Source organism: Oerskovia sp. NPDC060338 (assembly GCF_042726295.1).
GTDB classification, from domain to species: Bacteria; Actinomycetota; Actinomycetes; order Actinomycetales; family Cellulomonadaceae; genus Oerskovia; species Oerskovia merdavium.
The window spans coordinates 351,647-369,900 of the sequence record NZ_JBHXCQ010000001.1 but is presented as its reverse complement, the minus strand read 5'-3'; the positions used below and the strand labels follow the sequence as shown (position 1 = coordinate 369,900).

Genomic DNA, 18,254 nt, shown 5'->3' with positions numbered 1-18,254 from the left:
AGGGCACTTCCGGGCACCTCGGCCCAGCCGATTCGGCTGCCGCGGCGCAGGCGCCCACTCACGCCACGCTACCGCGAGTCTCGATGACAGCAAGGTGGCGGCAGAGGGTGCCTCAGGCTGCGCGGACGTCCTGGCCCACCGAAGCGAAGGACTATGGAGGCCGCCCAGCCCGCCGGATCGGGCAGGGGGGCCGGCCGCACGGAGCGGTCGCGGCCCGGCGCCGCGGCGGGTGACCGTGTGGCAGGGGTGGGCCTAGCCTGGACCGCATGGACCAGGCGCTGGACGAGGGACCGTTCTTCCACGGCACGAAGGCTGACCTGCGTGCGGGCGACCTGCTCACTGCGGGCTTCCGGTCGAACTACCGCCCCGAGGTCACGATGAACCACGTGTACTTCACGGCACTGGTCGGTGGCGCCGGCCTGGCCGCCGAGCTCGCTGCGGGTGACGGCGATCCCCGGGTGTACGAGGTTGAGCCGACCGGCCCCTACGAGGACGACCCCAACGTCACGGACAAGAAGTTCCCCGGCAACCCCACACGGTCCTACCGCAGCGCTGCACCGGTCCGGGTGGTCCGCGAGGTCGCTGACTGGCCGCGGCTCAGCCCCGAGGACCTGGCGACCTGGCGCGCGCGGATCGCGGCGCTCGCGGCCGACGAGCGGGGCGAGATCCTCAACTGAAGGACCACCGCTCCTCGCTGTCGACGATCGTGCCCGCGGGCCGGAGGCCGAGCGCGCGCGCCACGCCAGCCCACGCGGAGCGTCCATCAGCGCATCGGTAGGGCCGAGTCCCTCCTGCCGTCCGTCCGGTCCCCGTGACCCGACAGGTCCAGGGGTCCATACCTCATGGGGGTATCTTTGGCCGGTGCGAGCGAACGAGACGACGACCGAGGGCGACGCGACCGACCGCGGAGGACGTACGACCCGACGCCCCCGCAGGACCGTCCCGGGCCTGACCGTCTGCCGTCTGTGCGTGGGCGAGACGCTCGGCACGGGCGACCCGCTCCCGGGCGGACAGCTCGCCCGCGTCGAGGCGATCGCCCGCACGGGGGACGCGGGCCTGACGCTGGTCGACTGCCTCGACGCGTGCGAGCGCGGGGACGTGGTCGTCGTGCGTCCGGCACCTGAGGCGCGGAGCGAGGCGGGGCCGGTCTGGTTCGAGAGACTGGCCGGCGACGCCGCGAGCGAGACGCTCCACGCCTGGGTGCGGGCCGGTGGGCCCGGGCGGTCGCCCCTCCCCGACACCCTGGCCGAGCTGCGCATCGAGGCTCCGTAGCGGGGCCCGCGGGCGAGCTCTCCCTTCCCAGGGAATACACCCACGGTTCGACGACGTTCCTTCCTCGGCTACTATCGGTAGCCGCGGGCGACGATCGCCCGCACCGCCGGTCCTCGGACCGGCCCGAACGGGAGTCGAATCCTTGCTGAACCGGTGGAACTTCACCGCGCGCCGTGACGTCGATCTGCGACGAGTCGCCAGCGCGCTCTGTTGTTGACCCACTGAAAAGCTGGGCCCCACGGCCCGCACAGCAGTCCTCCCCACCCTCCTGACCTCGGCGTGCCCGCCGCGAGCCCGTGCTGCACGGACCCGCCCCGGTCGCGCTGCGCACGAGGCGCGCGACCCGCACGGGACCGCGTCCTCGCGACCCCGACGTCGGGACCCTCCTTCCTCCGGGCCGGGACGACTGCACTCCCTCCCTCTCGCGATGCTCGCGATCCCTGGGCGCCCCACGCGCCCGTGACGAAGAAAGCAGAACCGTGCCCTCCTCCTCTTCCTCCTCGCAGGCCGTGGCCCCCGCCACGCCGGAGAAGTCCGCGAACGGTGCTCCCGCGCCCAAGCGCCGCCTGAAGGCGCCGTCCTTCACGGTCCAGATCCTCGTCGCGCTCGTGCTGGGCGTGCTGCTCGGCTGGGCCGCGCTCTCGATGGGCCCCGCGTCCGGTGCCGGGACCCCCGACGAGGTCCCGAACTGGCTCACGACGACCCTGTCGACGATCGGCTCGTCGTTCGTGACGCTCCTCAAGGCGATCGTCCCGCCGCTCGTCTTCACGGCGATCGTCGCGTCGATCGCGAACCTGCGGAACGTCACCAACGCCGCGCGCCTCGCCGGCCAGACGATCCTGTGGTTCGCCATCACGGCGCTCGTGTCCGTCGTGATCGGCATCGGCCTGGGCCTCGTGCTCAAGCCGGGGGCCAACACGACGCTCTCGGCGGCCGACGGCAGCGAGCCGGGCGGCTCGGGGTCGTGGCTCGACTTCCTCAACGGCTTCATCCCGAGCAACTTCCTGGGCATCGGGGCACGCACGCAGATCGAGCAGGTCGAGGGCGCCGTGAGCGGCGCGAGCACCTCGATCTCGTTCAACGTGCTCCAGATCGTCGTCATCTCGCTGATCATCGGCATCGCGGCGCTCAAGTCCGGCAAGAAGGCCGACCCGTTCCTCGCGTTCAACCGCTCGGCGCTCGCGATCATCCAGACCGTCCTGTGGTGGATCATCCGCCTCGCGCCGCTCGGCACGCTGGGCCTCATCGGCAACGCGGTCGCGACGTACGGGTGGGACCTGCTGGCCCCGCTCGCGACGTTCGCCGCCGCGATCTACATCGGCCTCGCGCTCGTGCTGTTCGTCGTCTACCCCGTGATCCTGCGGACCAACGGCCTGAAGATCACGAGCTACTTCAAGGGCGCCTGGCCCGCGATCCAGCTCGCGTTCGTGTCGCGCTCCTCGATCGGCACGCTGCCCGTGACGCAGCGCGTGACCGAGCGGAACCTCGGTGTCCCGCGCGAGTACGCGTCGTTCGCCGTGCCGCTCGCCGCGACCACCAAGATGGACGGTTGCGCCTCGATCTACCCGGCGATCTCCGCGATCTTCATCGCCCAGCTCTTCGGGATCGACCTGTCCTTCACGGACTACCTGCTCATCGCGTTCGTGTCCGTCGTGGGCTCTGCAGCGACCGCGGGCCTGACCGGCGCGATCGTCATGCTCACGCTCACGCTGTCGACGCTGGGCCTGCCGCTCGCGGGCGTGGGCCTGCTGCTCGCGATCGACCCGATCCTCGACATGGGCCGCACCGCGGTCAACGTCGCGGGCCAGGTGCTCGTGCCGACCGTCGTGGCCAAGCGTGAGGGAATCCTCGACCTCGAGCAGTACGAGGGCGTGAACGTCGAGGACCTGTTCACGGACGACGAGGGCGACCCGGCCGACGAGGCCGCCACCCCGACCGCCGCCGCGAACGCGTCCGACGAGCCTGCGGCCTCGGCCGCCGACGAGGAGCTGGTCGGGGCGCGCTGACGCCACGCCCCACCCTCCCGCCGAGTGCGGAGCAGGTGAAGTCGATGCGCCGCATCGACTTCACCTGCTCCGCACTCGGCGTTTCCGGGAGGTCCGGCTCGTCGGGCTCAGCGGTCCCGGGGCGTGAGGACCTCGAGGCGCTGGCGGTACTCGGTCTCGTCGATCTCCCCGCGCGCGTAGCGCTCGCCCAGGATCGAGACGGGGTCGTTGCCGCCCCGCCAGGCCCCCGGACCGCCGGGGTGGCCCCAGGGTCCGCCGCGCCGGGCACGGCGGGCGAACAGGAAGATCACCGTGGCGAACAGGGCGAACCACAGCAGCGGGAAGACGAACCACCACGGTCCCGGCCCCCAGCCCGCGCCGCCGTGGGCGAGGACGTCGGTCGTCGCGGTCGTGAGAGTGGTGAGCATGGGGGCCTCCTGGTCGTCGTCCGGCGAGGTGCCGGTGCGGGCCGCGGGGTGCGGCCACGTCTCCAGGCTTCCGTCCGGGGCGGCCTCCGTCGTCGGCCCCGGGATGTCTGTCGAGTACCCCGCTGGTACCGCGCGGACGAGGGAACGCGGCGGGCTCAGCGCCCTGACCCCAGCCGGGGCGCACGACGCCCGCCTCGTAGGCCGCGACCACGAGCTGGGCCCGGTCGCGTGCCCGCAGCTTGGTCATGACGCGCGAGACGTGGGTCTTGACGGTCGACTCTGACAGGTAGAGCGCCCGCGCGATCTCCTCGTTGGACAGCCCGTGCGCGACCTCGACGAGGACCTCGTGCTCGCGTGGCGTGAGGTCGGACAGTCCGGGCACCGGGGCGACGGCGCGCGTCGCGTCGGCCACGCGCGCGAGCAGCCGGCGGGTCACGGTCGGGGAGAGCAGCGCGTCCCCGCCCGCGGCGACCCGCACCGCGCGCACCAGGTCCTCGGGCTCGGTGTCCTTGACGAGGAACCCGCTCGCGCCGCCGCGGATCGCCTCGGTCACGTACTCGTCGAGCTCGAACGTCGTCACGACGACCACGTGCACGCCCGACGCCGCCGGGTCCGCCACGATCCGCCGCGTTGCCTCGAGCCCGTCGAGGCCGGGCATGCGGATGTCCATGAGCACGACGTCGGGCAGCAGGTCGAGCGCGAGCCGCACCGCGTCGTCTCCTGTCGCTGCCTCGCCCACGACCTGGAGGTCCGGCTCGGAGTCGATCAGTGCGCGGAACCCGCCGCGCACGAGGCTCTGGTCGTCGGCGAGCACGACGCGGATCATGGGTTCTCCTGCCCTGCGGGCTTCTGGTCGGTGGTGGCGTCGTCGTCCGGCCCGACGGCGCCGCGCGCCTCCCACGGGAGCCTCGCCTCGACGAGGAATCCGCCCTGCGGTCCGGGGTCGGCCGTGAGGGTCCCGCCCGCGTCGGTCACACGCTCGCGCATGCCCCGCAGGCCGTACCCCTCGGTGACGAGCCGGTCGTCGAGCCCGCCCGCCCACGGCGGGTCCGCCGGCCGGTCCGCGGGGGCGGCTCCGTCGTCGGACACCGTGACCACGAGGGTGCGGGGCGGTCTCGTGCGTGGTGCGGAGGCCGAGGCGTCGCCCGTGCCGACCACCCGGACCTCGACCGTCGCGCGCGTGGCGCCCGCCGCGTGCCGCTGCACGTTGGTGAGCGACTCCTGCACCACGCGGTAGACGATCCCGGCCAGGCGAGGGGCCGCGTCGTGCGCGGCGTCCTCGACCGTGAGGCCGACCACGACGCCCGGCACCTGCCCCACCAGGCGAGGCAGCGCCCCGAGGTCCCATGCGGGTGAACGGGGGACCTCGCCACCCTCGGCGCGGACGATGCCGAGCACGGTCCTGACCTCGTCGAGCGACTCGCTGCTCGTCGCGCGGATCGCGGCGAGGGCAGCGCGCGCCTGCTCGGGGTCGCGGTCCAGGAGGTGCAGCCCGACGCCTGCCTGCACGTTGATCGCCGACAGCGAGTGGGCCAGGACGTCGTGCAGCTCGCGCGCGATCCGCAGGCGCTCGGCCGTCACGGCGTTGAGCTCGTGCTCGCGGCGGGCCGCGCGGACCGCGGTCATCCGGGCGACGCGACCCCTGACGCCACCGGCCGCGAGGAGGGCGACCGTCGTCCACGCGAGACCCCCGAGCAGCGCGACCGTGGGCGGCCCTCCCCGCAGCGTCGCGGCCGCGACCGTGATCCCCGCCAGCACCACGACGCCCGACCACGCGACGACGCGCCCGTGCGCAGCAGGTCCCGCGAGCATCACGCCCGCGAGGACCGCGACCGTCGGGACGAACACCGGCCCCCACGGGTAGCCCAGGAGGAGGTAGGCGCCCGTCGCGGCAAGGCTCAGGGTGGCGGCCAGGACGTGGCGGCGCGGGAGGGTCGCGAGCACCACGGGGGAGACCAGCAGCAGGGCGAACGCGAGCGCGTCGAGCGGCTCGGCGTCGGGCTGGCCGTGCGCGGCACCCAGGGTGCCGACGATCGCGACGAGCGCCGTGACGATCGCGAGGAAGAGGCGCGGTCGGCGATGGTCGAACGGTCCGGTGAGCTCGTCGGGCACGGTCGGGTCGGCGCTCGGCCCGCTCTCGCTGCCGTCGTGCGGCCAGGACCACGGGCCGTGCGGGCCGGGCCTTGCGGGGGCACCGTGCTCGTCACGGGCACCGGCCCGTGGGCGGAACGGTCCCGGCCGGTCACCACGCCAGGGCGGGCCCCACGGAGTGCCCGGGGTCCCCGCGGACCTCCCGTCGCCGACCATGCGGCCACGCTACGCCGAGGGGCGGGAAGGCGCGTCCGCCCGGGGTGCCGGCGGTGGTGGTACGCGGGTGCCGGGTGCCGGGTGCTGGTGCCGCGGGTGCTGGGAGTGCTGGGAGTGCTGGGGGTGCTGGGTACCGGGTGCTGGGGCCGGTGCCGAGGTAGAACGTGCTGCGCGAGGTAGAACGCGCTGCGCGAGGTAGAACGCGCTGCGTACTACCTCGCGCAGCACGTTCTACCTCGCGGGGAGGGCGGGGGATCTGGAGAGTGAGTGGGAGGGAGCGGACGGAGCAAGACGTACCGCCGACGGTCCCGACTAGACCGACCCGGCTACGACCGACCCCGTTCGATCGACGCCCCGACGACCGGCGGTCGCTACGACCGGCGGCCGCTACGACCGACCTCGCTACGACCGACGCCCTGCCGGCGAGCCCTCTGCGTCCAGCCGGGCCACGAGCCGGGGGCCCGCGACCTCCCGGTAGGACATGTCGAGCAGCTCGGCGACCTCCTGCCAGTCGACCGGTGCGGCCTCGAGGTCGAGCCCGAGCCAGCCGGCCGGTCCGTAGTAGGCCGGCACGAAGAAGCGCGGGTCCTGCGCGAGCGCGGCCTCCTCGGCGGGGTCCACCTTGACGAGCAGCGCGTCCGGGTACTGCCGGGCGGGAACCGTGGGGGTCGCCTTCGTCATGCCGCCGTGGACCGCGAACAGCAGGCGGGCCCGGAACGTCACGCGTCCGTGCGAGACCCGCTCCTCCGCACCGGGGAAGGCCAGGGCCAGGCGACGCAGGCCGCCGAGGTGAGCGGCGTCGTCGGGCGTGGAGGCGGCAGGCATGGTTCCAGCGAACCATGCGCTACCCACGCGCGCTGCCGGGTGCGGAACCCTCGTGCGACTCGCCAGGCGTGTTGCACGAGAACTCCGCACCCAGAGCGACGAGCCGCGCGTCAGACCTCGAGCACGACCTTGCCGCGCACGTGCCCGTCCGCGACCTGCTGGACGGCCCGGGCAGCCTCGACCAGCGGGAAGCGCGCCGAGATCTCCAGGGTCAGCAGCCCGGCCTCGGCGAGCGCGAGCGCCTCGCGCAGCGCGCCCTTGCGGGACGTCTTGGTCGCGATGCCCGCGGCGAGCGACTCCTCGGTCTCCACGAGCGTCACGGCGCGCGGGCCGCCGTCACGGGTCAGGCCGTCGGGTCCGAGGAGCTGGACGGTCTGCGCGACGGTCTCGGGTGACCCGACCAGGTCGACGACGGCCGTCACCGCCGAGAGCCCGTCCGGCAGGGCGCGGACCGCGTCGGTGAGCCCCGGGCCGTAGGCCACGGGGGTCGCGCCGAGCCCGCGCAGGTAGTCGTGGTTCGCCGCGGAGGCCGAGCCGACGACGCGTGCCCCGAGGGCCCTCGCGATCTGGACGGCCGCCGAGCCGACACCGCCCGACGCCCCGTGGATCAGCACCACGTCCTTGTCGCCGACCCCGGCCTGGGCCAGGGCGGAGAACGCCGCGGCGGCGGCGACGGGCAGTACCGCGGCCTGCTCGAACGAGACGTTGCCAGGCTTGACCCGGGTCTTGGCGGCCTGGACCACCGACTTCTCGCGCTGGGCCCCCGTGCCGCTCCAGACGACCTCGTCGCCCACGGCGAAGCCCTCGACGCCCTCGCCCACGGCCTCGACCACTCCTGCGGCCTCGAAGCCGAGCACCTGCGGGAACTCGTCATGGCCCCCGAACTTCCCGGCGAGCTTCTTCACGTCGGCCGGGTTGACCCCGATCACGCGGTTCGCGACGACGAGCTCCCCGTCACCGGGTGCCGGCACGGGCTCGTCGCCGACGCGCAGGGCGTCGACATCGCCGTGGCGGTCGTAGAAGATCGCGGTGCTCATGGGTCTACCTCTTCGAGATGTGGGGGCGCTGGGAGGAAGATGTGCGGTTCGCGCGAAACCGGTTTGCCACTCTTCCATCCCGGACGGAGTCCTGTCATGCCCGACGACGGTGGGTCGCGCTGCTGGTCAGGTGCGGTCCGGCGTCGCGAGGCCGAGCCTCGGGGCCGGTGGTGCGGTCTGTTCGCGGACCGCCGCGAGGACCACGGGATCTGCGCAGCCACGCGCGAAACCGTTGATCCGCCGCTGGATGTCGCGGCTCAGGAGCCACGAGCCGATGCGCTCGGCCAGGGGAGCGAGCCAGGCAGGGCGGCACGTGAAGCTGTACCGCCACACGGCCCTGGCCATGACGGGCTCGGGGTGTCCTACGTCACGGCCCGGAGCGGGCGAGAAACGCCAGCCGCCCGCCATGCTCGCGAAGAACCACGGGCCCTCGACCATCTTCATCCCGACGTTCGTCGGCGGGTTGTAGGAGACGTACTCGCTGACCATCCGCAGGCCTGCGCGGTGCCGGGTGAGGGTGCGGACGCCCTTGGCGGGTGCCGTCGCGTCGTCCAGGAACCGCTGAGAGTGGATGAACGGGTCCCAGTGCAGCCGGACGTCGCCCGTGGTCTGCGAGACCGCGAACGCGGTGGCAGGGTCCACGGGGACGATCACGGACGACTCGACGACGGGCACGCTCCGATCCTCGCACGGGGAACCCACACGGGGCCTGGGGGAGCCGCCCGGGCTCGGGGAGCCCGGGCCCGGCCGCGCTCGCCCGGGCCCGGCCGCGCCCGCCAGGCCCCGGCCGCGCCCGCCAGGCCCTGGCCGCGCCAGGCCCTGCACCACGTGCCTGCCCCTGCCCGGCCGCCCCGTGGTGCAATCGAGGCATGGACCCCGGTGCCGCCCTCGAGCACGTGCTCGCGCGCACGCTCGACGGGCCTCCTCTCCGCGACGACGCACGCATCGCACTGCACTTCCATCCCGACACCGACCTGTGGGGCGAGCCGACCCTCGAACGCATCCTGCGCGACGGCTCGTACCTGTCGCAGTTCGTGACGGGCACGAGCAACGGGGGCCTCACGGCCGAGGGCCGGGGCGATCGGTGGCGCTGGGAGCAGCGGATGTTCGGCGGGGTCTACGACGACGCCCCCGCACGGTCCCGACCGGTCTACGGGGCGCTCGCCCTCGACCGGGACCCCTACGGGCCGTCGCCTCGGTTCGGGTCCGCGTGGTTCCGTCTCCGCCGCGCGACGGTGGACCGTGCGACGTTCGCCTTCCCGGACAGCGCCCAGGGGCCGGAGGCTTTCGGGGTCGCCCGGCGGATGGGGCTCATCGAGCTGCTCCGGGCGAGCGCCCCGAGCGACCCGCTCGACCGGTACGTCGAGTCGCACGTGCACGGAGGGGTCGCCGTCCCGGGGGACGTCGAGGCGCTCGTGCTCGACCCGTCGCACCGCGACGTGCTCGGCGGGGTGCTGCACGGCGTCGACCTGGCCGTGGAGTGGCACCCGGGGTACGCGGTCGACGTCGGGACGATCGCCCGCCACGCCGACTACCGGGGGAGCGACGTCGTCGGGCTCGCGGCCCGGGTCGCGGAGGACGGGGTGATCACGCCCGCGGTGCTCGGGCGCTGGAGGGGGCGGCCGGACGTCGACCCGCAGATCCTGAAACAGGTCTGGCACTCCGTGGCCCGGTTCGGGCGCACGGCTCCCGACGGGGACGGGGGCGCCTCGGGTGCCGCCGCGACGGACACCCCGGGGCCACGGTGACGGGCGCACCCGGGGCGCGTGACGCCGTCGTGCGGGCGCGGTTGCTCGCTCTGCGAGACGAGGCCGCGGCTCGCACCGAGGCCCTGCGCGGGGAGGTGGCCGGGATCGTCGAGGCGTCCAAGGACTCCAACGCCGACGACGAGCACGACCCGGACGGCGCGACCATCGCGTTCGAGCGAGCCCAGGTCGGTGCGTTGCAACGGCTCGCCGAGCAGCAGACCGCCGAGGTCGACGCGGCCCTGGCCCGGCTGGACGCCGGCACCTACGGGACGTGCGAGTCGTGCGGCGGGCCGGTCGGCGAGGCCCGCCTGGAGGCGCGACCGACCGCGCGGCTGTGCATCGCGTGCGCGTCGGCGGACGGCAGGTCCGGGCGCGGCACGAGGTAGACCCGGGCGGGCGAGGTGTCCGCCTCGCCCGCCCGGGTCCGCCCGAGAGGCCGGAGCGACGGCCTACTTGTGCGGGACCCCCGCGATGAGGCCGCCGTCGATCACGAACTCGGAGCCCGTCGAGTAGCTCGACTCGTCGCTCGCGAGGAACAGGACGAGCTGCGAGACCTCCTCGGGCTCGGCAGGCCGTCCCAGGGGGATGGGCAGGAAGTCGTGGCTGATCTTCTCGGTCATGGGCGTCTTGATGAAGCCCGGGTGGACCGAGTTGACGCGCACGCCCGAGGGGCCGAGGTCCAGGGCCACGGACTTGGTGAGCCCGCGGACGCCGAACTTCGACGCGACGTAGCCGTGCAGGCCCGCGCTGCCGCGCATGCCCTCGACCGAGGAGATGTTGATGATCGACCCGCGCCCGGCCTTGGCCATGATCGGGGCGACGGCGTGGATGCCGAGGAACGTGCCCGTGAGGTTGATGTCGATGATCTTGCGCCACATGTCGGGCGTGAACTCGGTGATGGGGGCGGCGTTCGCGATGCCGGCGTTGTTGACGAGCACGTCGATGCGGCCGAACTTCTCGAGCGTGAACGCGACGGCCGCGTCCCAGTCCTCCTCCTTGGTCACGTCGAGGTGGATGTACGCGGCGTTCTCGCCGAGCTCGGCGGCGAGTGCCTCGCCCTTGGTGTCGTCGAGGTCGGCGATGACGACCTTGCCGCCCTCGGCGACGAGCGCCTTGGCGTGGGTGACGCCCATGCCTCCGGTTCCTCCGGTGACGATGGCGACCTTGTTGAACACGCGGCCCATGGTGGGGCCTCCTTTCGGGTGTGCCCGGGGTCGGGGAGCCCTCGTGGGGTGCCCGACGGCGGAGCGTGCGGTGTGCGGTGAAGCCCGCCTGCGCGGGTGGGGCGCCGGGTCAGTTCGGCGCGGTCCACCAGGGGGCGAGCGAGGTGCGTGCGATCCGGGGGAAGAACTCCGGGTCGCGCGGCACGGGGGTGGCGAGCCACGCCTCGAGGGCCCCGACCGAGCCGAGGCCGACGTAGCACGCGTAGGCGTGGGCGGCCTGCTCGACGTCCGCGGGCGCGGCGTCGTGGGAGACCGGCATGAGATGGGGGTGGCCGACGAGGAACGCGCGCAGCGTCTCGGTGAAGTGCTCGGCGAGCAGCCGGAACAGGGGGGCGCTGAGCCCACCGTCGCGAGCCCGCTCGTAGATGTCGGCGTGCGCGTCGACGTGCCCGGCGACGGACCGGGTGATGGAGTCGACGACCCGTCGGGGGTCCGGGGGCGGGGCGGCGGCCGTGTCCTCGTCCGCCCGGGTCGCGCCCGGGCCGGACCCGCCCTCCTGGGCGGCTCCGCCGTCGGGCGTGACGCCGACCGCCGCGAAGAACTCGTCGCGGATCGCGTCGAGCTCGGTGCGCAGGATGCCCGTGAGGAGCTCAGCCGGGCTGCTCGCGTGGTCGTAGAAGGTCGCGCGGTTGATCCCGGCGCGTGTCGCGACCTGGGAGACGGTGACGTCGTCGATGTCCTGCTCGGTGGCGAGCTCGAGGACCGCGGTCCGCAGTGCTGCGGTCGTGCGTTCGGTGCGGGGGTCCATGTCGCCTCCTCTGTGGGTGCGGGACAGGCCCGCGGAACGTGCTGACACTTCGACAGTACGCCGGGGCAACCATTTTGGCAACGCCTGTCGTTTAGGTGCTCCGAGGAGGGGGAAAGGGCGGAAAGTCGGGCCTGTCGGCCCTGCCCCGCAGGGCCGGGACGGCTCGCCGGGCAGCCGTCCGGGCCCGGACCTACCGTGGGATGGTCGGGCGGATCGACCGACCCGCCCTCCCTCCTGCCAAGGGGACGAACATGTCCGGATCGAACCGTGGTGCAGAGTCCGAGGAGCGCGACGTCGTCGCCATGAACCCGTTGTTCTCCCGGCCGGGGGAGGCGACCGAGCTCCCCCGCAACGTCCTGCCGCCGGGGGAGTCCTTCCCCGAGACGGCCTACCAGATCGTCCACGACGAGGCGATGCTCGACGGCAACGCCCGCCTCAACCTCGCGACGTTCGTCGGCACGTGGATGGATCCCTACGCGCAGAGGCTCAACGCCGAGACCGCCGACAAGAACATGATCGACAAGGACGAGTACCCGGCCACGGCCGCGATCGAGACCCGGTGCTGGAAGATCCTCGGCGACCTGTGGAACGCGCCGGACCCGGCGAGCACGATCGGGACGTCGACCATCGGGTCCTCCGAGGCGGCCATGCTGGGCGGGCTCGCGCTCAAGCGGCGCTGGCAGCACGCGCGCCGGGCCGCGGGGAAGTCGACCGAGAAGCCCAACCTGGTCCTGTCGAGCGCGGTCCAGGTCTGCTGGGAGAAGTTCTGCAACTACTGGGACGTCGAGGCCCGCTACGTCCCCATCTCGCTCGAGCACAAGGTGCTCGACGGGTTCGAGCTCGAGAAGTACGTGGACGAGAACACGATCGGCGTCGTCGCGATCCTCGGGGTCACCTACACCGGCGCCTACGAGCCGGTCGAGAAGATCTCGGCCGCGCTCGACGAGATCCAGGCCGCGACGGGACTGGACGTCCCGATCCACGTCGACGGCGCCTCGGGGGCCATGATCGCGCCGTTCCTCCAGCCGGACCTCGTGTGGGACTTCCGGGTCGACCGCGTGGCGTCGATCAACACCTCCGCGCACAAGTACGGGCTCGTGTACCCCGGGCTCGGGTGGGTCGTCTGGCGCGACAAGGCCGCGCTGCCCGAGGACCTCGTCTTCTCGGTGAGCTACCTGGGCGGGGACATGCCCACGTTCGCGCTCAACTTCTCCCGGCCGGGCTCGCAGGTGCTGCTCCAGTACTACCTGTTCCTGCGCCTCGGCTACGACGGCTACTACAAGGTGCAGAAGGCGTCGCAGGACGTCGCGCTCTACCTGTCGGGCGAGATCGCGAAGATGCCGCAGTTCGACCTGTGGAACGACGGGAGCGACATCCCGGTCTTCGCGTGGAGCCTCAAGAAGGGCTACACCGACAAGTGGACGCTCTACCACCTGTCCGAGCGGCTGCGGACGAAGGGATGGCTCCTGCCGTCCTACCCCATGCCCGTGGACCTCGAGGACCTGACGGTCCAGCGGATCGTGGTGCGCAACGGACTGAGCCGCGACCTGGCGGCCAGCCTGCTCGGTGACATCCGCACCGAGATCGCGTTCCTCGACGCCCTCGAGTCGCCCATGCCGGTCGAGGCCGTGAGCAAGGGGTTCCACCACTGAGGTGCGCGCGACCGGCGAGGGGCGGCCCCCGCGGGACGCGAGGTAGAACGCGCTGCGCGATGTAGTGCTCAGCGCGTTCTACCTCGCGCAGCACGTCCTACCTCGTCACCGACGGACGGGCCGGGAGCGGCCGGCCCACCCCACGGGTCAGTCCGCGAAGCGCTCCCCGCGCTCCACGACCCGGCCCGCGCCGCGCCCACCGGCCGCCGCGCGGTCCCACGTGTAGACCTCGGTCCCGGTCACGAACACGTTCTCGGCGCGCGAGGTCACGTCGAGCGGGTCGCCGGACCAGATCACGACGTCGCCGTCGAGCCCGGGGCGCAGCGAGCCGATGCGGTCGTCGAGCCCCAGGAACGCGGCCGGGTTGGTCGTGAGCGCCTGGATCGCGACCTCGGGGTCGAGCCCCTCCTTCACGGCGAGCGACGCCTGGTGCACCAGGAAGTTGATGGGCACCACGGGGTGGTCGGTCGTGATCGCGACGCGCACGCCCGCGCGGGCGAGCGCCCCGAGGCTCGCGATGTCGCGGTTGCGCAGCTCGATCTTGGAGCGCGAGGTGAACAGCGGGCCGAAGATGACCGGGACGTCGTGCTCGGCGAGGACGTCGGCGACCGCGGCGCCGTCGGTCCCGTGGTTGATGACGAGCTTGTAGCCGAACTCGCCCGCGAGGCGCAGCGCGGTCGCGATGTCGTCGGCACGGTGCGTGTGCTGGTCCCAGTAGAGCTCGCCCGCGAGCACGCGGCCCAGCGTCTCCTTGGCGAGGTCGCGCTCGAACGGCTCGCCCTTGGCCTGCGCCGCGTCGCGCTTGGCGACGTAGTTCTGGGCGTCGACGAACGCCTTGCGGATGACGTTCGCCACGCCGAGGCGCGTCGAGGGGAGCTTCTTCTGGTCGCCGTAGACGCGCTTGGGGTTCTCGCCCAACGCCGACTTCACCGACACGGCCTCGCGGATGATCTGCTCGTCGACGGTCCGCCCGCCCCAGGTCTTGATCGCGACGGTCTGGCCGCCGATCGGGTTGCCCGAGCCGGGCTTGATGACGGCCGACGTCACGCCGCCCACGAGCGCGTCACGGAAGCCCTCGTCCTCGATGTTGATGGCGTCCAGGGCGCGCAGCGCGGCGCCGTTGGGGTCGGTCATCTCGTTGGTGTCGTTGCCGGCCCAGCCCTCGGCCTCCTCCATGACGCCCATGTGGCCGTGCGACTCGACGAAGCCGGGCAGGACCCAGCGTCCCCCGGCGTCGATCGTGCGGACGCCGTCGGGCACGACGACGTCCTGGCCGACGGCCGTGATGACGCCGTCCTCGACGAGGACGGTCGCGTTCTCCAGGGGTGCGGAGGCGACGGGGACGACGTAGCCGTTCGTGATGGCGATGCTGTTGCGTGTGGTCATGCGCTCTATCCTCTCCCCGACGGGCAGGCTCCGTACCCGGAGACGAGCCGTGCGCCGGGTCCCGGAGGCCGGATCCGACGCCCCGTCATGTCCCGCTAGGGTGGTCTCCGTGCTCACCCAGGTCGCCGGTCCGTTGCGCGTCGCGCGCGCCGGTCTCGTCGCGACCCTGGTGCTGGCCCTCGCGGCGCTCGCGCACCGCGTCGGCGGCGGCACGCTCCCGGACCCGCTGGTCCTCGCGGCCCTGGCCGCGTTCACGATGGCCGGCGCGACGTTCGCGGCCCGCTTCCGCCTGACGTTCCCGCGGCTCGTCGCGGTCCTCGGCACGGGCCAGGTCGCGCTGCACTACGGCCTCGGTTTCGGCGCGGGCGCCACGTGCGCCCCGGTGGCAGGTCCCGCCGCGGGGCACGCAGGGCACGCGGGGCACGGGGCAGCGGCTCAGGTGTCGGCGTGCGCCGCGGGCACACCCCTCCTGCCCGACGGCGTCGCGCACCTCCCGCACGAGACCCCCGCGGGAGCGTGGATGGTCCTGGCGCACGTGCTCGCGACCCTGGTCGTGGCACTGGTCGTCGCGCACGGCGAGCGAGCGCTCGGCCTGCTGCTGACGTGGCTCGCGCCGCGGACGGCGCTCGCGGACCTGCTGCCTGCGCTGCCCGTCGCGCTCCGGCTCCCGACCCCGGTCGCTGCGCCGTCCCGCGCCGCGACGGTCCACCTGCGGACCCCGACGACGCGCGGACCACCGCTGCTCGCCCGGCCCGTCGCCCTTCCTTCCTGACCCTTGTCCGCGCTCGCGCGCGGACGATCGACGAGGCCGGCCGCCCCCTGGGTACCCCTTGCGCGAGCTCGTGCCGCGCCTCATCGAGAGCTTCTTCCACATGTCTTTGCAGACCAACCGGTCCCACCCGTCCACCGCCCCCACCGATCGCCGTGCGCGTGCGGCCGCCGTCGTGCGCCCCGCACCTCTCGCCGGCCCGGCCCGCCTCCTGGTCGCCGTCCTCGCCGCCCTCGCGACGCTCGCGGCGACCCTGCTGCTCGGCGTCGCCGGCGCCGTCCCGGCCCAGGCGCACGACCGCATCATCAGCTCCGACCCGGCCGACGGCGCCCAGCTCGCCACGGCCCCCGCAGCGCTGACCATGACGTTCAGCACCGAGCCGCTCGCGGTCGAGCCCCAGGTCGTCGTGACCGACACCGCGGGGACGGTCGTCGCGCAGGGCAGCCCCACGATCGAGGGCACCTCCGCGACGTTCCCGTGGCCCGCCGAGCTGACCGGTGACACGTACACGGTCGCGTGGCGCGTCGTCTCCTCGGACGGTCACCCCATCGAGGGCACGTTCTCGTTCGCGGTCGCGGCGGCTCCCGAGCCCGCCCCGACCACGGCGAGCGAGGAGCCCGCGGCCGTGACGCCGTCGGCCACCGAGGACACGACGACCGAGGCGACCACCTCGGAGGTGCCCGAGGAGGCCGAGGACGAGGGCCGCTCGATCGCGCCGCTGCTCGTCGGGATCGGCGTGCTCGCCGCGGCGGCCGTCGTCGTCGCGGTGCTCATCGTGCGCCGCCGCCAGCAGGACTGACAGACCCCACTTCCCGGCGACTCGTCGCCCGGGCGCTCCCGCGACCCCGCTGGTCGTGCGTCCCGTCCTGCCCCGGACCGCGCACGACCCGCGCCGCGGGACGCCCTCGCGCGCCACGACGCCGGGCCTCCTCGAAGGAACCACCATGTCTGCACGCACCACCACTCCCACGTCCCGCGCCTCGGTCCGCCCCCGCCGCACGGCCCTGCTCGGCGCGGCCGTCACGACGCTCGCGCTGCTCGCGGTCGCGGGGTGCTCGGCCTCGGCCGACACCTCGTCGGGCGCGGCCACCCCGAGCACCGCGTCCGGCAGCGCGCCGGAGGGCACGGCAGCCGACCACCTGACCGCGACCGACCCCTGGATCAAGGCGGCCGAGTCCGGCATGACCGCGGCCTTCGCCGTCCTGCACAACGACGGCGACCAGGACGTCACGGTCGTCGGCGCGACCTCCGACCTGTCTCCGGTCCAGATCCACGAGATGGCGACCGACGACTCGGGTGCCATGGTCATGCGCGAGAAGGAGGGCGGGCTGACGATCCCCGCGGGCGGCGAGCACGCGCTCGAGCCCGGCGGTGACCACCTCATGCTCATGGAGCTTTCGTCGCCCGTCGAGCCCGGGGCCGAGTACGACGTCACGCTCGAGCTGAGCGACGGCTCGACGCTCGTCGTCACGGCCCCGGCCCGCACGTTCGCGGGGGCCAAGGAGGACTACGACGAGGGTCACGAGGGTCACGACATGAGCCACGATGGCTGACCGGGAGCCCCGCCCGGGCCCTGGCGGGCACTCCGACCACGAACCGACGCCGCCCGCGCCCTCCACCTCCCGGGCCAGGGTCTCGCGTCGCGCGTTCCTGGTCGGCGGGGCCGCCGCGGGTGCGGTCGCGGTCGCCGGTGCGGGAGGTGCGTGGGCCGGGAGGGCCACGGCTCCCGGCACGGGAGCGGCGTCGTCGGGCACCGTGACCCCGGTCGCGCTGCACGGCGACCTGCGCGTGCCCTTCCACGGTCCGCGCCAGGCGGGTGTCGAGACGCCTCCCCAGGCGTACCTGACGCTCGTGGCGCTGAACCTCGCCCCCGGTACCGACCGGGACGCGCTGGTACGGCTCATGCGGATCTGGACCGACGACGTCGTGCGCCTCACCCAGGGGCGCCCGGGCCTGACCGACACCGAGCCCGAGCTCGCGGAGGTGCCCGCGCGCCTCACGGTCACGGTGGGCTACGGCCCTGCGGTCTTCACGGCCGCGGGGCTCGACGACCGTCGTCCGGACTGGTTGAGGCCGCTCCCGGCGTTCGCCGTGGACCGGCTCGAGGACCGCTGGAACGGCGGCGACCTGGTGCTCCAGGTCTGCGCCGACGACGAGGTCACGGTCTCGCACGCGGTCCGGATGCTGCTCCGCGAGGCGCGCGACCTCGCGTCCGTGCGGTGGCTGCAGAAGGGCTTCCGACGGTCCGTCGGCAGCGAGCCCGCGGGGCGGACCATGCGCAACCTCATGGGGCAGATCGACGGGACCCGGAACGTGGACCCCGTCGCGGACACCCCGCTCGTGTGGTCGGACGGCACTGACGGGTGGCTCGCGGGCGGCACGTCGATGGTCGTGCGGCGCATCCGCATGGAGCTCGACACGTGGGACGAGGTCGACCGCTCCACGCGCGAGGCCGTCATGGGGCGTCGCCTCGCGGACGGAGCACCGCTCACGGGCGAGAAGGAGCACGACGAGCCCGACCTCGAGGCGGTCGGGCCGCACGGCCTGACCGTGATCGGGCCCGCCGCGCACGTGCGGCGGGCCCGGACGAGCGACCCGGCCGAGCGGTTCCTGCGGCGCGCGTACAGCTACGACGACGCGCCCGACGTCGCGACGGACCCGGGCGCGCTCAGCAGCTCGGGCCTGGTGTTCGTGACGTTCCAGGCCGACGTCGACCGGCAGTTCGTGCCGGTCCAGCGGCGTCTCGACGAGGTGGACCTGCTCAACGAGTGGACGACGCCGGTCGGTTCGGCGGTCTTCGCGGTCCCGCCGGGCTGCGCCGAGGGCGAGTTCCTGGGGCAGCCGCTGCTGGGCTGAGCGTGGCCGGACGGCCCG

18 protein-coding genes and 1 pseudogene are annotated in these 18,254 nt (G+C 73.7%); 10 read left to right on the top strand and 9 right to left on the bottom strand.

The genetic code is table 11. The annotated features are described in order from the left end of the window. Positions 1–266: 266 nt before the first annotated feature. The 3 genes from arr to ACFWGN_RS01635 all read left to right on the top strand — a co-directional run bounded on the left by arr (position 267) and on the right by ACFWGN_RS01635 (position 3,278). A complete protein-coding gene (gene arr, locus ACFWGN_RS01645; RefSeq protein WP_377615380.1) occupies positions 267–677 on the top strand; it encodes an NAD(+)--rifampin ADP-ribosyltransferase in 411 nt (136 codons plus the stop codon). Positions 678–861: 184 nt separating this feature from the next. After that, complete coding sequence (locus ACFWGN_RS01640; RefSeq protein ID WP_377615379.1) at positions 862–1,272, top strand: hypothetical protein; 411 nt, start codon at positions 862–864, stop codon at positions 1,270–1,272. 509 nt (positions 1,273–1,781) lie between these two features. Further along, entirely contained in the window at positions 1,782–3,278 is a 1,497-nt protein-coding gene (locus ACFWGN_RS01635) for a dicarboxylate/amino acid:cation symporter (protein WP_377615454.1), read from the top strand. A 107-nt stretch (positions 3,279–3,385) separates the two neighbouring features. On the opposite strand, the gene ACFWGN_RS01630 is transcribed toward ACFWGN_RS01635, so the two are convergent. The 6 genes and pseudogenes from ACFWGN_RS01630 to ACFWGN_RS01605 all read right to left on the bottom strand — a co-directional run bounded on the left by ACFWGN_RS01630 (position 3,386) and on the right by ACFWGN_RS01605 (position 8,529). Next, positions 3,386–3,685 (bottom strand): SHOCT domain-containing protein, encoded by a 300-nt coding sequence (locus tag ACFWGN_RS01630; protein ID WP_056644373.1) that lies wholly within the window; start codon positions 3,683–3,685, stop codon positions 3,386–3,388. 169 nt (positions 3,686–3,854) lie between these two features. Next, a pseudogene (locus ACFWGN_RS01625) lies at positions 3,855–4,511 on the bottom strand (response regulator); the annotation flags it as partial. Then, complete coding sequence (locus ACFWGN_RS01620) at positions 4,508–5,797, bottom strand: sensor histidine kinase (RefSeq protein WP_377615378.1); 1,290 nt, start codon at positions 5,795–5,797, stop codon at positions 4,508–4,510. The pseudogene ACFWGN_RS01625 and the gene ACFWGN_RS01620, both read right to left, overlap by 4 nt. 597 nt (positions 5,798–6,394) lie before the next feature. After that, on the bottom strand, positions 6,395–6,817 hold the full coding sequence (locus tag ACFWGN_RS01615) for an MmcQ/YjbR family DNA-binding protein (protein ID WP_377615377.1): 423 nt from the start codon (positions 6,815–6,817) through the stop codon (positions 6,395–6,397). A gap of 110 nt (positions 6,818–6,927) precedes the next feature. After that, positions 6,928–7,854, bottom strand: coding sequence for a zinc-binding alcohol dehydrogenase family protein (locus tag ACFWGN_RS01610; protein ID WP_377615376.1), 927 nt, complete (start codon positions 7,852–7,854; stop codon positions 6,928–6,930). Positions 7,855–7,980: 126 nt separating this feature from the next. Then, a complete protein-coding gene (locus ACFWGN_RS01605; RefSeq protein WP_377615375.1) occupies positions 7,981–8,529 on the bottom strand; it encodes an SRPBCC family protein in 549 nt (182 codons plus the stop codon). A gap of 194 nt (positions 8,530–8,723) precedes the next feature. Here ACFWGN_RS01605 and ACFWGN_RS01600 point away from each other — a divergent pair, with 194 nt between their 5' ends. Next, positions 8,724–9,602, top strand: coding sequence for a DUF3626 domain-containing protein (locus ACFWGN_RS01600; RefSeq protein ID WP_377615374.1), 879 nt, complete (start codon positions 8,724–8,726; stop codon positions 9,600–9,602). After that, positions 9,599–9,988, top strand: coding sequence for a TraR/DksA family transcriptional regulator (locus tag ACFWGN_RS01595; RefSeq protein WP_377615373.1), 390 nt, complete (start codon positions 9,599–9,601; stop codon positions 9,986–9,988). Before ACFWGN_RS01600 ends, ACFWGN_RS01595 begins: the two co-directional genes overlap by 4 nt. 63 nt (positions 9,989–10,051) lie before the next feature. Here the strand turns inward: ACFWGN_RS01595 and ACFWGN_RS01590 are convergent, their stop codons facing one another. Both ACFWGN_RS01590 and ACFWGN_RS01585 read right to left on the bottom strand, forming a co-directional pair. Then, positions 10,052–10,786, bottom strand: coding sequence for a glucose 1-dehydrogenase (locus ACFWGN_RS01590; protein WP_191805397.1), 735 nt, complete (start codon positions 10,784–10,786; stop codon positions 10,052–10,054). A 109-nt stretch (positions 10,787–10,895) separates the two neighbouring features. Continuing rightward, positions 10,896–11,573 carry a TetR/AcrR family transcriptional regulator gene (locus tag ACFWGN_RS01585; RefSeq protein WP_377615372.1) on the bottom strand — a complete coding sequence of 226 codons (678 nt, stop codon included), beginning with the start codon at positions 11,571–11,573 and terminating at the stop codon, positions 10,896–10,898. A gap of 251 nt (positions 11,574–11,824) precedes the next feature. Here ACFWGN_RS01585 and ACFWGN_RS01580 point away from each other — a divergent pair, with 251 nt between their 5' ends. Further along, on the top strand, positions 11,825–13,225 hold the full coding sequence (locus ACFWGN_RS01580; protein ID WP_377615371.1) for a glutamate decarboxylase: 1,401 nt from the start codon (positions 11,825–11,827) through the stop codon (positions 13,223–13,225). A gap of 147 nt (positions 13,226–13,372) precedes the next feature. On the opposite strand, the gene ACFWGN_RS01575 is transcribed toward ACFWGN_RS01580, so the two are convergent. Next, complete coding sequence (locus tag ACFWGN_RS01575) at positions 13,373–14,611, bottom strand: amidohydrolase (protein ID WP_377615370.1); 1,239 nt, start codon at positions 14,609–14,611, stop codon at positions 13,373–13,375. A 109-nt stretch (positions 14,612–14,720) separates the two neighbouring features. Between ACFWGN_RS01575 and ACFWGN_RS01570 the strand changes: the two genes are divergently transcribed. The 4 genes from ACFWGN_RS01570 to ACFWGN_RS01555 all read left to right on the top strand — a co-directional run bounded on the left by ACFWGN_RS01570 (position 14,721) and on the right by ACFWGN_RS01555 (position 18,236). After that, entirely contained in the window at positions 14,721–15,383 is a 663-nt protein-coding gene (locus ACFWGN_RS01570; RefSeq protein ID WP_377615369.1) for a hypothetical protein, read from the top strand. Positions 15,384–15,483: 100 nt separating this feature from the next. Then, on the top strand, positions 15,484–16,179 hold the full coding sequence (locus tag ACFWGN_RS01565) for a copper resistance protein CopC (protein ID WP_377615368.1): 696 nt from the start codon (positions 15,484–15,486) through the stop codon (positions 16,177–16,179). Positions 16,180–16,324: 145 nt separating this feature from the next. Continuing rightward, the gene (locus tag ACFWGN_RS01560) at positions 16,325–16,933 is read left to right on the top strand and encodes a copper chaperone PCu(A)C (protein ID WP_377615367.1); all 609 of its coding nucleotides are present in this window, start codon (positions 16,325–16,327) and stop codon (positions 16,931–16,933) included. Further along, positions 16,926–18,236 (top strand): Dyp-type peroxidase, encoded by a 1,311-nt coding sequence (locus ACFWGN_RS01555; RefSeq protein ID WP_377615366.1) that lies wholly within the window; start codon positions 16,926–16,928, stop codon positions 18,234–18,236. The genes ACFWGN_RS01560 and ACFWGN_RS01555 overlap by 8 nt, the downstream gene beginning before the upstream one ends. Positions 18,237–18,254: the final 18 nt, after the last annotated feature.

Excerpts from the sequence above, each read along its gene's own strand:
- ACFWGN_RS01590 (WP_191805397.1), bottom strand. The coding sequence starts at position 10,786 with ATGGGCCGCGTGTTCAACAAGGTCGCCATCGTCACCGGAGGAACCGGA.
- ACFWGN_RS01555 (WP_377615366.1), top strand. The coding sequence starts at position 16,926 with ATGGCTGACCGGGAGCCCCGCCCGGGCCCTGGCGGGCACTCCGACCAC.
- ACFWGN_RS01585 (WP_377615372.1), bottom strand. The coding sequence starts at position 11,573 with ATGGACCCCCGCACCGAACGCACGACCGCAGCACTGCGGACCGCGGTC.
- ACFWGN_RS01630 (WP_056644373.1), bottom strand. The coding sequence starts at position 3,685 with ATGCTCACCACTCTCACGACCGCGACGACCGACGTCCTCGCCCACGGC.
- ACFWGN_RS01580 (WP_377615371.1), top strand. The coding sequence starts at position 11,825 with ATGTCCGGATCGAACCGTGGTGCAGAGTCCGAGGAGCGCGACGTCGTC.
- ACFWGN_RS01610 (WP_377615376.1), bottom strand. The coding sequence starts at position 7,854 with ATGAGCACCGCGATCTTCTACGACCGCCACGGCGATGTCGACGCCCTG.
- arr (WP_377615380.1), top strand. The coding sequence starts at position 267 with ATGGACCAGGCGCTGGACGAGGGACCGTTCTTCCACGGCACGAAGGCT.
- ACFWGN_RS01565 (WP_377615368.1), top strand. The coding sequence starts at position 15,484 with ATGTCTTTGCAGACCAACCGGTCCCACCCGTCCACCGCCCCCACCGAT.
- ACFWGN_RS01600 (WP_377615374.1), top strand. The coding sequence starts at position 8,724 with ATGGACCCCGGTGCCGCCCTCGAGCACGTGCTCGCGCGCACGCTCGAC.
- ACFWGN_RS01615 (WP_377615377.1), bottom strand. The coding sequence starts at position 6,817 with ATGCCTGCCGCCTCCACGCCCGACGACGCCGCTCACCTCGGCGGCCTG.
- ACFWGN_RS01575 (WP_377615370.1), bottom strand. The coding sequence starts at position 14,611 with ATGACCACACGCAACAGCATCGCCATCACGAACGGCTACGTCGTCCCC.
- ACFWGN_RS01560 (WP_377615367.1), top strand. The coding sequence starts at position 16,325 with ATGTCTGCACGCACCACCACTCCCACGTCCCGCGCCTCGGTCCGCCCC.